General features: G+C 57.0%; 12 protein-coding genes. 8 read left to right on the top strand and 4 right to left on the bottom strand.

Going from position 1 to position 12,101, the window contains the following annotated elements:
- Nucleotides 1–38 precede the first annotated feature (38 nt).
- On the top strand, nt 39–1,592 hold the full coding sequence (locus tag MXM41_RS00655; RefSeq protein ID WP_325929286.1) for a YdgA family protein: 1,554 nt from the start codon (nt 39–41) through the stop codon (nt 1,590–1,592).
- A gap of 39 nt (nt 1,593–1,631) precedes the next feature.
- On the opposite strand, the gene MXM41_RS00650 is transcribed toward MXM41_RS00655, so the two are convergent.
- Together MXM41_RS00650 and MXM41_RS00645 are read right to left on the bottom strand one after the other, a co-directional pair.
- On the bottom strand, nt 1,632–2,486 hold the full coding sequence (locus tag MXM41_RS00650) for an alpha/beta hydrolase (protein ID WP_325929285.1): 855 nt from the start codon (nt 2,484–2,486) through the stop codon (nt 1,632–1,634).
- Nucleotides 2,487–2,501: 15 nt separating this feature from the next.
- Nucleotides 2,502–3,482 carry an MBL fold metallo-hydrolase gene (locus tag MXM41_RS00645; RefSeq protein WP_325929283.1) on the bottom strand — a complete coding sequence of 327 codons (981 nt, stop codon included), beginning with the start codon at nt 3,480–3,482 and terminating at the stop codon, nt 2,502–2,504.
- Nucleotides 3,483–3,590: 108 nt separating this feature from the next.
- Between MXM41_RS00645 and MXM41_RS00640 the strand changes: the two genes are divergently transcribed.
- Nucleotides 3,591–4,487, top strand: coding sequence for a LysR family transcriptional regulator (locus MXM41_RS00640; protein ID WP_325929282.1), 897 nt, complete (start codon nt 3,591–3,593; stop codon nt 4,485–4,487).
- 2 nt (nt 4,488–4,489) lie between these two features.
- Here MXM41_RS00640 and MXM41_RS00635 read toward each other — a convergent pair whose 3' ends face one another.
- Nucleotides 4,490–5,518, bottom strand: a complete 1,029-nt coding sequence (locus tag MXM41_RS00635; protein ID WP_325929281.1) for a Mal regulon transcriptional regulator MalI — start codon at nt 5,516–5,518, stop codon at nt 4,490–4,492.
- Nucleotides 5,519–5,696: 178 nt separating this feature from the next.
- Here MXM41_RS00635 and malX point away from each other — a divergent pair, with 178 nt between their 5' ends.
- The 3 genes from malX to add all read left to right on the top strand — a co-directional run bounded on the left by malX (nt 5,697) and on the right by add (nt 9,607).
- On the top strand, nt 5,697–7,289 hold the full coding sequence (gene malX / locus MXM41_RS00630) for a maltose/glucose-specific PTS transporter subunit IIBC (RefSeq protein ID WP_325929280.1): 1,593 nt from the start codon (nt 5,697–5,699) through the stop codon (nt 7,287–7,289).
- Nucleotides 7,290–7,336: 47 nt separating this feature from the next.
- A complete protein-coding gene (locus MXM41_RS00625) occupies nt 7,337–8,509 on the top strand; it encodes a MalY/PatB family protein (protein ID WP_325929279.1) in 1,173 nt (390 codons plus the stop codon).
- Between the two features lie 96 nt (nt 8,510–8,605).
- Nucleotides 8,606–9,607: an adenosine deaminase gene (add, locus tag MXM41_RS00620; RefSeq protein ID WP_325929278.1), complete on the top strand. Its 1,002-nt coding sequence runs from the start codon at nt 8,606–8,608 to the stop codon at nt 9,605–9,607.
- A 32-nt stretch (nt 9,608–9,639) separates the two neighbouring features.
- Here add and MXM41_RS00615 read toward each other — a convergent pair whose 3' ends face one another.
- Nucleotides 9,640–10,680: an oxidoreductase gene (locus MXM41_RS00615; protein WP_325929277.1), complete on the bottom strand. Its 1,041-nt coding sequence runs from the start codon at nt 10,678–10,680 to the stop codon at nt 9,640–9,642.
- A gap of 244 nt (nt 10,681–10,924) precedes the next feature.
- Between MXM41_RS00615 and blr the strand changes: the two genes are divergently transcribed.
- The 3 genes from blr to MXM41_RS00600 all read left to right on the top strand — a co-directional run bounded on the left by blr (nt 10,925) and on the right by MXM41_RS00600 (nt 12,027).
- Complete coding sequence (gene blr, locus MXM41_RS00610; RefSeq protein ID WP_325930809.1) at nt 10,925–11,083, top strand: division septum protein Blr; 159 nt, start codon at nt 10,925–10,927, stop codon at nt 11,081–11,083.
- 201 nt (nt 11,084–11,284) lie between these two features.
- Nucleotides 11,285–11,500: a transcription modulator YdgT gene (ydgT, locus tag MXM41_RS00605; protein WP_285127835.1), complete on the top strand. Its 216-nt coding sequence runs from the start codon at nt 11,285–11,287 to the stop codon at nt 11,498–11,500.
- Between the two features lie 86 nt (nt 11,501–11,586).
- The gene (locus MXM41_RS00600) at nt 11,587–12,027 is read left to right on the top strand and encodes a DUF2569 domain-containing protein (RefSeq protein ID WP_325929276.1); all 441 of its coding nucleotides are present in this window, start codon (nt 11,587–11,589) and stop codon (nt 12,025–12,027) included.
- Nucleotides 12,028–12,101: the final 74 nt, after the last annotated feature.

Genomic DNA, 12,101 nt, shown 5'->3' with positions numbered 1-12,101 from the left:
GGTTTTCACCGCTCGGTTTCATTTTATGGATAATCACGATGAAAAAATCGGTTATAGCTGCAGGCGTTATTGTTGCATTAGGCGTGGTCTGGACGGGCGCGGCCTGGTTTACCGGCAAACAGCTGGAAAGCCGTCTGGCGGAAATGGTGGCGCAGGCAAACAGTGAACTTAAACGCACCGCGCCGGAAGCCGGGCTGGAGCTGAGCTATCAGGATTATGAGCGTGGCGTATTCAGCAGCCACCTGCAGATGGTCGTGAAGCCAGCCGCAGGCACCGCCAGCCCCTGGCTGCAGCCGGGGCAAAGCCTGGTGCTCAACGAAGAGGTTGACCACGGCCCGTTCCCGCTTTCTCAGTTGAAATCCTTCAATCTGATCCCCGCTATGGCCTCGGTCAAATCGACCCTCGTCAACAACGAAGCCTCTAAGCCGCTGTTCGACCTGGCGAAGAATGAATCGCCGTTCGAGGTCAACACCCGTATCAGCTATGCCGGTGACACCCGTTCCGACATCGACCTGAAAGCCCTGAATTACGAGAATGGCGATGAGAAAGTCGCGTTCAGCGGGGGCAACTTCCAGCTTGACGCCGATCGCGAAGGTAAGAATATCTCGCTGAAAGGTGAAGCGGCAAGCGGCCTGGTGAACGCGGTGAACGAGTTCGATCAGAAGGTGCAACTGACGTTTAACAACCTGAACCTCGAAGGCAACAGCCGTCTGACCAGCTTTGATGAGCGGATCGGCGATCAGAAACTGACCCTCGATAAGATGGCTATTGCTATCGAAGGCAAAGAGATGGCGGTGCTGGAAGGGACGGACCTGAACGGAAAGGCGGAGCTGTCTCAGGATGGCAAGAGCATCAACAGCCAGCTGGATTACACCCTGAAGAGCCTGAAGGTTCAGAATCAGGATCTCGGCACCGGTAAGCTGACGCTGAAGATCGGCAATATCGACGGGCAGGCGTGGCATCAGTTCAGCCAGCAATATCGCGCCCAGAGCCAGGCCCTGCTGGCGGATAAAGAGCTGATGACTAATAACCCGGCGCTCTATCAGCAGAAAGCGGCCGAGGCGTTCTTTGGTAACCTGCCTGTCCTGCTTAAAGGCGAGCCGGTGATCACCGTTGCGCCGCTGAGCTGGAAAAACAGCAAAGGCGAAACCCACTTCAACCTGTCGCTGTTCATGAAAGATCCGGCCACCGCTACCGGTGAAGCGCAGACCCTGGCCCAGGAAGTGGATCGCAGCGTGAAATCGCTGGAGAGCAAGCTGACCATCCCGATGGACATGGCAACCGAGTTCATGACTCAGATTGCGAAGCTGGAAGGCTATAACGAGAATGATGCCGGCAAGCTGGCCAGCCAGCAGGTAAAAGGCCTGGCGGCGATGGGACAGATGTTCCGCATCACTACTGTGGAAGACAACGTCATCAGCACCAGCCTGCAGTACAGCAATGGTCAGGTGACGCTGAACGGTCAGAAGATGCCGCTGGAGGAGTTCGTCGGTATGTTCGGTGTACCGGCCCTGAATCTGGCCGTTCCGGAAGAACCGGCACCGGCACCGGCACCGGCAGCACCAGCTGCCCCAGCGGTTCCGCAGCAGTAAACGGCAAAACCCCTCTTCGGAGGGGTTTTTTATTCCCGGTTATCCTTTCCAGCCGGTCAGAAAATCCATCAGCAGAGCGTTCACTTTTTCCGGTTGCTCTTCCTGTGGAAGGTGACCACACTCCTCAATGGCACAGGCCCTGAGATCGTCCGCCATTTCCGCCCAGACGCTTTGCATGTCGAATAGCTTCCCGACGGCGTGAAAATCATTGCCCCACAGCGACAGCACCGGGCAGGCAATTTTGACGTCAGCGTCGGCAAGATCCTGCGCCACATCCTCGGTATTGGCGCGATAATCCGCCATTGCCCCGCGCACCGCACCGGGTGCCTGATACGCCCGCACATAGGTATCAAACGCCTCGTCGCTGATGGTAGAGGGATTGAAAGTCCAGTCCGAGAAGAAGTGGCGTAACCAGATATGCTCCCGGCCGGCAATCAGGGCTTCCGGCAGATCGGGCACCAGATGGAACAGAAAGAACCAGTACGCCCGGGCGATGGCGGCATTCAGATCGCGGGCCACGATACGTGTAGGTACGTTATCCATCACCACCAGGCGGTCCACCAGCTCGGGATAATCTTTCGCAAATCGGGTGGCGACGCGGGCGCCGCGGTCGTGCCCGACCAGCACCACTTTCTCCAGCCCCAGGGCGCGCATCAGCTCCCGGATATCCCGCGCCATGTTGCGTTTATCGTAGCCGGATGCCGGTTTATCGGTCTCCCCGTAGCCACGCAAATCCGGGGCAATCACCCGGTAGTGTTTTGACAGCACCGGCATCTGATAGCGCCAGGCGTAATTTGTTTCCGGGAAGCCGTGCAGCAGGATCACCGGCGCGCCTTCCCCCTCCTCAACCACAAACTGACGGATGCCATTAGCTGTTACAGTGTAACTTTTCATCGTATTCTCCTCGTCTTATTTCAGCAGTGGCACGTCGGCTGCACGTTGATACGGGCCGTAAATTGCCGGGTTCCAGCTGTAACCCTGAGCGTTGGCCGTAATGTGGCCAATGCCCGGGAAAGCCAGATGCGCTGCCGCCATCCATTCGCCATCTTTTGCCAGGGCATTGAACTCCTTCCCACGTGATGAGGTGGCTTTTTTCGCATCCACGTCAAAGCGAATCGACACTTCCGGGTGCGGGAACTGCACCGCAGGGGCGTGGATCAGGTCACCGATAAAGTTGATGGCCTTCCCTTCAGAGGCAAAACGATAGAGGGTGCTACCCGGGGTGTGACCGATGGCATACGCGGTCTGGACTTCAGGAATAGGTGAGGCTGGCGGCACGAAGGTTTTCAGGCGCCCTGCCGCTTTATAGGCAGCCAGGGCGTGCTGCGCGATAGCGAAATACTCCCTGGCATTCGCGGGCGCGCTGGCCTCTTTGGCCGGATCCAGCCAGTAATCGGCTTCGCCCTGGGGCACCCAGACGGTGGCATTGGGGAATAGCGCGTTTCCGGCGGCATCGCTCAGGCCACACACATGGTCCAGGTGGAGGTGGGTCAGAAAAAGGGTGTCAACCTGCTCAGGACGATAGCCTGAAGCCGTCATATTGGGGATCAGCTGACCCGCGGTTTGCGGCACGCAGTGGCCCGCCCCGCTGTCAATCATCACCAGATGCTTACCGGTATTCACCAGAAAGGCATTAAACGAGGTGGGCATGCGCTCCGCATCAATCTTATGTTGCGCTAACAGCGCCTGAATTTTACTGGCCGACAGCCCTTTTAACAGCGACGGCGAGAGATCGTTGTAGCCGTCGAACAGCGCCGTCACCTCATAGGCCCCTACCGCCACGCGGTAGTAACCCGGCACCTGCTGTTTAATCTGCGCGGGCGCCCCGGCCCGGACGACGCCTGCCAGAAACAGACTGCCCAGGGCTAACGCTGCGGTCATCTTTTTCATCTTCACTCCCGGTTCATCATTAATCAGAATGTGGAGTGACTATGGCGCTATATCATAAATTAGTGTAGATGTGTAACTTGATAGGCCAGTATAACGAGAAACGAGATAATGAAGCTGGAAGATGTGGAAGTGTTCGTGGAAGCCATCAAAGCCGGTAGCCTGGCAGGCGCCGCGCGTCGGCTCTCGATGAGCGCGATGGCAGCGTCGCGGTGCCTGAATAATCTGGAAGCGGAGCTGGGGGTGCGGCTGGTGCACCGCACCACGCGCTCCCTTTCACCCACCAGCGATGGCGCCATTTTTTTACCCCATGCCCAGGCGCTGCTGGAGGATAAAACCAACGCCCTTGCCGATCTGTTTCCCGATGGCACACATCTTTCAGGGCGCCTGCGCATCACCGCCTCGGCGGCGTTTGGCCGTAAGATTATCGCCCCGATGCTGCCCGACTTTATGCGCCAGCACCCCGCCCTGCAGGTCGATCTGCTCGCCACAGATGAACAAATTGATATTGTCGGCAGGGGGATAGACGTGGCGTTACGTATCGCTCCCCTGCGGGATAATCGGCTGGTGGCGCATCGCCTTGGCGATAACCCGCGCGACCTGTGCGCCAGTGCGGCGTATCTGGCAGCGCACGGCACTCCCGCAACGCTCAGCGATCTTGCGGCACACAGCTGCCTGGCCACCTCCGGCACCACCCACTGGGCGTTTGACCAGGGGGGACAGCGAAGCAACCAGAAAGTGTCGGGGCGATTTGCGGCGAACTCGATTGAGGCGATCTTTGAGGCGTGTCTCGGTGGAATGGGCATTGCAAACTTATCCCGCTGGTACGTCGAACCCGCCTTTGCGGCAGGTGAACTTGAGCGGATCGTGCTGCAGGATGCGCAACCGGAATCCCTCTCCATCTGGGCCGTTTACCCGACCTCGCGGCTGATCCCGGCTAAGGTGCGAAAGTTTGTCGAGGCACTTGAGGCGCGACTGGCGCTGAATCCGCTGACGCCAGAAAACTGAGGCTATTTCACCGGTACGAGCCGGGCCGACACAATCTGATGCCCGGCCTGCACGTCGGTTTTTTCAATCCGCTGCATAATTCTGTCTGCCAGGGTATAGCCCATTTCGCGTGCGGGGGTGGTCGCCCAGGCGATTGGTAGGTCGTCCAGCGCATTTTCTGTGACATCAGCAAAAGCGCCGAGCGCCACCTGATGGCCAAAGAAGGTTTCAACCCCACCTTCCCCGCTCTGACGCCCGGCACGGATCAAGCCAAACCAGGCGCCCATCGCGATGACGTCGTTATAGCAAATCACGGCGCTGATAGTGGGGCTGGCCCGCAGCAGGGTATTTATCGCCTCTGCCGCTTTTTTCTGGCTGGATTCACACTCCACGACCCATTCGCTGTGGAACGGGAGCCCGTATTTAATCAGCGTTGAGCAGTAGCCGCCCACGCGTTCGGCGCGCGTCAGGGACGCGCTTTGACCGCCCAGCCAGGCAATGCGCTGATGGCCGCGACGAATAAGATGTTCGGTCAACATTTGTGCCGCCTGCATGTTGTCCGGGCGCAGGGTATCGGCTTCGTCCAGATAACTGGCGCGGGAGGCAAACACCAGCGGAACGCCCTTCTCCGCCGCCCGTTCGCACAGTTCCTGACTCACCCCGGATGCCCCGGCCACAATCACTCCATCCACCCCTTGCGTCAGGAGCATGTCGAGGCGCTGAAGCAGCTGATCGGCTTCCCGACCGCCGTGGAGTAAAAAGACCATTCGCCCCTGGGCTTCCAGCGCTTCCGTCAGCCCCGCCGTCAGCTCTGCATAAAACGGCGACGTAAGGTCGCGGACGATCAGGCCAATCACCCCGCTTTGCCCGCCCCGCAACGCCGATGCCTGCCGGTTGCGGACAAACCCCAGTTGCTCAACCGCATCGTTGACGCGCTGGCCTGTCGCAGGAGAGATCCGCCCTTTACCGCTCAGAACCAGAGAAACCGTACTGACGGATACGCCAGCCGCCAGCGCGACGTCGTTAATGGTGATTTTTTTCGCTACAGCCATGTGTGGGCGTGTCTCCCTGAGAATGAGATCGGTAAAACGTTTTATCAATACCTTCTCTTTATACTCCCTGCCAAAGCCTGAGAATGTGATTCAGCGCGCACTAAACTTTGATAAAACGTTTTATCTTTTCGCAGCAGTGAAGCAGGTAAACGTATTTTAACCATAAAGGAGTCGTTTTATGACGGCGAAAGCAGCACAAAAAATCTCGCTGTGGGAGTTTTTCCAGCAACTGGGTAAAACCTTTATGCTGCCCGTGGCTCTGCTCTCCTTCTGCGGGATCATGTTGGGGATTGGCAGTTCGCTCAGCAGTAACGATGTCATTACCCTGATCCCTTTCCTCGGCAACCCTGTGCTACAGGCGATTTTTGTCTGGATGAGCAAAGTCGGCTCCTTTGCCTTTAGCTTCCTGCCGGTGATGTTCTGTATCGCCATTCCGCTGGGGCTGGCCCGCGAAAACAAAGGCGTGGCGGCTTTTGCCGGGTTTGTGGGCTACGCGGTGATGAACCTGGCGGTGAACTTCTGGCTGACCGCGAAAGGCATCCTGCCGACCACCGACGCCGCCGTACTAAAAGCCAATAACATCCAGAGCGTACTGGGGATCCAGTCGATCGATACCGGGATCCTGGGCGCCGTGATCGCAGGCGTCATCATCTGGTTGCTGCACGAGCGCTTTCACAATATCCGCCTGCCTGACGCGCTGGCATTCTTTGGCGGCACCCGCTTCGTGCCGATTATCACCACCGTCGCCATGGGCCTGTTTGGCCTGGTCATTCCGCTGGTCTGGCCGATTTTCGCCCTGGGCATTACCGGCATCGGGCATATCATCAACAGCGCGGGCGATTTTGGTCCGATGATTTTCGGCACCGGTGAACGTCTGCTGCTGCCCTTCGGTTTACAGCATATTCTTGTGGCGCTGATCCGCTTCACCGAAGCCGGCGGTACCATGGACGTCTGCGGCCATTCCGTGAGCGGCGCGCTGACTATCTTCCAGGCGCAGCTAAGCTGCCCGACGACCCACGGCTTCTCGGAAAGTGCCACCCGCTTCCTCTCTCAGGGTAAAATGCCGGCCTTCCTCGGCGGCCTGCCGGGTGCGGCGCTGGCCATGTACCACTGCGCACGTCCGGAAAATCGTCATAAGATAAAGGGCCTGCTGATCTCCGGCGTTATTGCCTGCGTGGTAGGCGGCACCACCGAACCGATCGAGTTCCTGTTCCTGTTTGTTGCTCCGGTGCTGTACCTCATTCACGCCGTGCTGACCGGCCTGGGCTTTACCACCATGGCGGTGCTGGGAGTCACCATCGGTAACACCGACGGCAACGTGATTGATTTTGTGGTGTTCGGCATCCTGCACGGCCTGTCTACTAAGTGGTATCTGGTGCCGGTCGTGGCCGCTATCTGGTTTGCGGTGTACTACGGGATCTTCCGTTTCGCTATCACCCGCTTTAACCTGAAAACGCCGGGTCGTGATATTGAGAGCGCGGCCAGTGTGGAACAGGCTGTTGCAGGTGTGACCGGCAAATCCGGCTACAATACGCCTGCGATCCTTGCGGCGCTGGGCGGAGCAGATAACATTACCTCGCTGGATAACTGCATCACCCGTCTGCGCCTGTCGGTGGCGGATATGTCCAGAGTGGATACCAACGCCCTGAAGGCCAATCGCGCCATCGGCGTGGTACAGCTCAACCAGCACAATTTACAGGTAGTGATCGGTCCGCAGGTGCAGTCTGTGAAAGACGAGCTGGCAACCCTGATGCGAACAGTAGAAGCCTGATGCCTCAGCCCCCTCATCAGGAGGGGGTTTTCTTTTAAGGACACGTCATGTTTGATTTTTCTGCCGTCGTGGATCGTCACGGCACCTGGTGTACCCAGTGGGACTATGTCGCCGATCGCTTCGGCGCCGCCGATCTGCTGCCGTTTACCATTTCGGATATGGATTTTGCCACCGCGCCCTGCATCATCGACGCCCTGCAAACGCGCATCGGCCACGGCGTGTTTGGCTACAGCCGCTGGAAGAATGACGAATTCCTGGCGGCGGTGGCACACTGGTTCCGTGAGCGCTTTACCAGCAGCATCGACACCAGCGCCATCGTGTATGGCCCCTCGGTGATTTATATGGTGTCGGAGCTGATTCGCCAGTGGTCAGAGGCAGGCGACGGCGTGGTGATCCACACCCCTGCCTACGACGCGTTTTACAATGCTATTGCGGGAAATAACCGTCAGGTGGTTGCCGTCGATTTGCATAAAGAGACGGCGGGATGGCGGTGCGATATGGCGGCGCTGGAAGCGGTGCTGGCCCAGCCGCAGAACCGGATTTTATTACTCTGTAGCCCGCACAACCCCACCGGCAAGGTCTGGACCCGGGATGAGCTGAACACCATGGCTGAACTCTGCGCCCGTCACGGCGTGGCGGTGATCAGCGATGAGATCCATATGGACATGGTCTGGGGCAGCCACCGGCATATCCCGTGGTGCGAGGTTGCCCAGAGCAAATGGGCCCTGCTGACCTCCGGCTCCAAGAGCTTTAACATTCCCGCTCTTACTGGTGCGTATGGGCTGATCGGGGATGAAGCCAGCCGCACGGCCTACCTTCAGGCGCTGAAGGGGCGCGACGGGCTCTCTTCACCGTCGGTGCTGGCGCTGGTGGCGCATATTGCCGCTTATCAGCAGGGTGATGCCTGGCTTGACGCGCTGCGCAGTTATCTCGAGGCCAATTTGCAGTACGTGGCCGACAGACTGAATGCCGCCTTCCCCGCGTTAAACTGGCAGCCGCCGGAGGCAACCTATCTGGCGTGGATCGATCTTCGACCGCTTAATATCAACGACCGGGCGCTGCAAAAAGTCCTGATTGAGCAGCAAAAGGTGGCGATTATGCCGGGATATACCTATGGTGAAGCCGGTAACGGCTTTATTCGCCTCAACGCCGGTTGCCCGCGCAGTAAACTGGAGCAAGGGGTTGAACGCCTGATTGCCGGGATCCGCGCCCTGCAGTGATTTGTTTGCGCAATGGAATCATTCATTGCGCAAATAGCTTTTTGGCCCGTTTTGTTTTTATAATAGCTCGCACTTCTACTAATAAAGAGTGCGACCATGATTGATACCACCCTCCCGTTGACCGACGTGCATCGCCACCTTGATGGCAACATCCGCGCCCAGACCATCCTTGACCTTGGTCGTCAGTATAATTTAACCCTGCCCGCACAAACCCTTGAGTCGCTGATCCCGCATGTGCAGGTCACGGAAAACGAGCCGGATCTGGTGAGTTTTCTGAGCAAGCTCGACTGGGGGGTAAAAGTTCTGGCCTCGCTGGATGCCTGCCGTCGCGTCGCTTTCGAAAACATCGAAGACGCCGCCCGCAACGGTCTGCACTACGTTGAGCTGCGTTTCTCGCCGGGTTATATGGCGATGAACCATCATTTGCCCGTTGAGGGTGTGGTAGAAGCGGTGATCGCCGGCGTTCGCGAAGGGTGCAAGGCCTTTAACGTTGAAGCACGCCTGATTGGGATCATGAGCCGTACCTTTGGCGAAGCCGCCTGCCTGCAGGAACTCGAAGCCCTGCTTGCCCACCGCGATAAGATCACCGCCGTGGATCTGGCGGGCGACGAGCTGGGCTTCCCGGGTAGCCTGTTCCTCTCCCACTTTAACCGCGCCCGCGATGCAGGCTGGCATATCACCGTGCATGCCGGTGAAGCGGCAGGCCCGGAGAGCATCTGGCAGGCAATCCGCGAGCTGGGAGCCGAGCGTATTGGTCACGGGGTGAAGGCCGTGGAAGACAGCGCTCTGATGGACTTTCTGGCGGAGCAACGCATCGGGATCGAATCCTGTCTGACCTCCAACATTCAGACCAGCACTGTGGCAACGCTGGCCCAGCATCCGCTGAAAACCTTCCTCGAACATGGGGTCATGGCGTCGCTGAACACCGACGATCCGGCGGTTCAGGGAGTGGATATCATTCACGAATATACGGTTGCCGCCTCGCTGGCAGGACTGAGCCGCGAGCAGATCCGCCAGGCGCAGATCAACGGGCTGGAGATGGCCTTCCTAACACCCGCCGAGAAGCAGGCCTTGCGCGACAAGGTTGCACGCGGATAAGAAAAAGCCCGGCATTGCCGGGCTTTATGTATTTACGCCAGACAGAGCGTGGCGCGATGTTTCGCCGACTCAATACCCAGCTCGATCAGTTCCATAATCTGAATCGCCTGGCTTGCCGGAACCGGGTTCTCACCGTCGCCGTTCAGCGCATCGCGAATACCGGCGTAATAGGCCGGATAATTGCCTGGCAGCGTCAACCAGGTCTCTTCCACACGCTCTTCACCTTCAACGCGGGTCAACACACCGTCACGCATGTCGTAGCCCCAGTCCTCCTGTGGAAGACGCTCGCCGTTTTTCAGACGATCTTCCTGCGGATCGAGACCAAACTTCACGTAGCTGCCGCGGGTACCGTGTACGATATAACGCGCGGATTCCGCCGCCGCCATCATGGTGCCGTGCAGCACAACGCGACGCTGCGGATAGCTTAACACCGCATGGAAGTAGTCCGTGGCCTGCGCGCCGGGGCGCAACTGGGCCAGATCGACGTGCAGGCTCACCGGCAGACCAAACAGATTTACGGCCTGATCGAGCAGATGCGGGGCCAGATCGTACCAGATACCGCTGCCCGGTCCTGCCAGCTCACGCCAGCGGTTACGCACCTGGGGACGGAAACGATCGAAGTGCGATTCGAAGAACGCCACTTCGCCAAGGGAACCGTCGGCAATAAGCGCTTTGACGGTGAGGAAGTCGCTGTCCCAGCGGCGGTTGTGGAACACAGAGAGCAGCTTGCCGAGGCTTTTCGCCAGCGCATCCAGCTCGCGTGCCTGTGACAGGGTCACGGTGAACGGTTTATCCACCACCACATGCTTGCCCGCTTCGAGAGCCGCTTTCGCCAGTGGGAAGTGCGTGTCATTCGGTGTCGGGATAATGATCAGATCGATATTCGGATCGTTAAAGAGATGCTTCGGCTCGGAAACCACCGGCACGGTTGGCCAGTCGGCATGGACTTTCGTCGCATCACTGCTGGAAATTGCTGTCAGCTCCATCCCCGGCGTGCCATCAATCAGCGGGGCATGAAACGTTTTACTCGCATAACCATAACCTATTAATCCAACACGGATTTTGTCGCTCATGAAATCGCCTCTCATCTTTTGACTCACCTATTTCACACCATCTCCTCTTCCGTCACAATAGATTAATCTGGCGCTCCTCGCCTTAACGCAACAGAAGCAATAAGTCATTTCTGATTAATATTTATAACTTACTGAATACAATCGCAAAACATCACTGCAAAGCGCTTGCCGGAAGTCATACCGCGCTGTAAAATTCTGAATCTGTATTTACGGATAAAACAAATAACGAATCATGACGACAATAATTAATCGAATTATCGAGTTAGCAGGGTGGATTGTGCTTGGCGTTTCGGTGATCTTGCTGGGAATTGCCAGCCATATTGATAACTACCAGCCACCCGAGCCAGTGAATACGGTCCATCAACAGAAGCCGCATACGCTGATCAAAAATAGTGACATATGATGTCAGTTGGTTATTGCCAGCCGTCATGAACAGCGTTAACCTTCTTCGCCAGGCGTCGGCCGACGCCTGATTTCACCTGTAAAGAAAATTCTTATTTTTGCCGACGCGCTTTGGCAATAGTTTACGTCTTATTTGAACCGTTTATTATTCGACCGAATTACTCCTTTGGCATTACTCACTCTTATATGGAAAATTATTAAAATGACAGTCCAGGATTATTTATTAAAATTTCGCAAAATTAATTCCCTCGAGAGTCTGGAAAAGCTATTTGACCACCTGAACTACAACCTGAGCGACAACCAGGAAATTATCAGCATGTACCGTGCGGCCGACCACCGTCGCGCTGAGCTGGTCTCAGGCGGACGCCTGTTCAACATTGGTGAGGTGCCGAAGTCGGTGTGGCGTTACGTGCTCTAAAAGGGTACCCATTCCCCGGAAATGTTATATACTCTCGCCCCTGCTAATTTGCAGTTCGCGCTTTACGCTGACTATCGGGAGAGAACATGACCACAACGGCTGGAGAAAAAATTGGCGGCTGGTTACTTGCTCCGCTCGCCTGGCTGCTGGTTGCATTATTAAGTGCTTCGCTGGCGCTGGTACTTTACTCCACTGCATTAATTACGCCGCACGCGTTAAAAGCGCTGGGCGCGCAAAATACCTCTGCTATTGTCATGTGGTTTATTTCTTTCGCCTTCGCGATTGCCATGTGGTACTACACGCTGTGGCTGACCATCGCGTTTTTTAAACGCCGTCGCAGCGTGCCTAAGCACTATATTATCTGGCTACTGGTCTCGGTATTGCTGGCCGTAAAAGCTTTCGCCTTTTCACCGGTATCCGATGCGCTGGCAGTGCGTCAACTCCTCTTTCCACTGCTGGTAACCGCGCTGTTTGTGCCGTACTTTAAGCGCTCGGCCCGCGTGAAGAACACCTTTGTGAACCCGTAATAACCTTACAGTTAACCTGTTGTCGCCTCCGACGGTTTATCCGATAATAGGCGGCTTTTTTATGTCAGGCTAAA

Source organism: Leclercia adecarboxylata (genome assembly GCF_035787115.1).
Lineage (GTDB): Bacteria > Pseudomonadota > Gammaproteobacteria > Enterobacterales > Enterobacteriaceae > Enterobacter > Enterobacter adecarboxylatus_E.
This window is presented reverse-complemented; position numbering and strand designations above follow the sequence as displayed.

Coding starts and splice junctions, on each gene's coding strand:
- MXM41_RS00655 (WP_325929286.1), top strand. CDS start 39: ATGAAAAAATCGGTTATAGCTGCAGGCGTTATTGTTGCATTAGGCGTG.
- MXM41_RS00650 (WP_325929285.1), bottom strand. CDS start 2,486: ATGAAAAGTTACACTGTAACAGCTAATGGCATCCGTCAGTTTGTGGTT.
- MXM41_RS00645 (WP_325929283.1), bottom strand. CDS start 3,482: ATGAAAAAGATGACCGCAGCGTTAGCCCTGGGCAGTCTGTTTCTGGCA.
- MXM41_RS00640 (WP_325929282.1), top strand. CDS start 3,591: ATGAAGCTGGAAGATGTGGAAGTGTTCGTGGAAGCCATCAAAGCCGGT.
- MXM41_RS00635 (WP_325929281.1), bottom strand. CDS start 5,518: ATGGCTGTAGCGAAAAAAATCACCATTAACGACGTCGCGCTGGCGGCT.
- malX (WP_325929280.1), top strand. CDS start 5,697: ATGACGGCGAAAGCAGCACAAAAAATCTCGCTGTGGGAGTTTTTCCAG.
- MXM41_RS00625 (WP_325929279.1), top strand. CDS start 7,337: ATGTTTGATTTTTCTGCCGTCGTGGATCGTCACGGCACCTGGTGTACC.
- add (WP_325929278.1), top strand. CDS start 8,606: ATGATTGATACCACCCTCCCGTTGACCGACGTGCATCGCCACCTTGAT.
- MXM41_RS00615 (WP_325929277.1), bottom strand. CDS start 10,680: ATGAGCGACAAAATCCGTGTTGGATTAATAGGTTATGGTTATGCGAGT.
- ydgT (WP_285127835.1), top strand. CDS start 11,285: ATGACAGTCCAGGATTATTTATTAAAATTTCGCAAAATTAATTCCCTC.
- MXM41_RS00600 (WP_325929276.1), top strand. CDS start 11,587: ATGACCACAACGGCTGGAGAAAAAATTGGCGGCTGGTTACTTGCTCCG.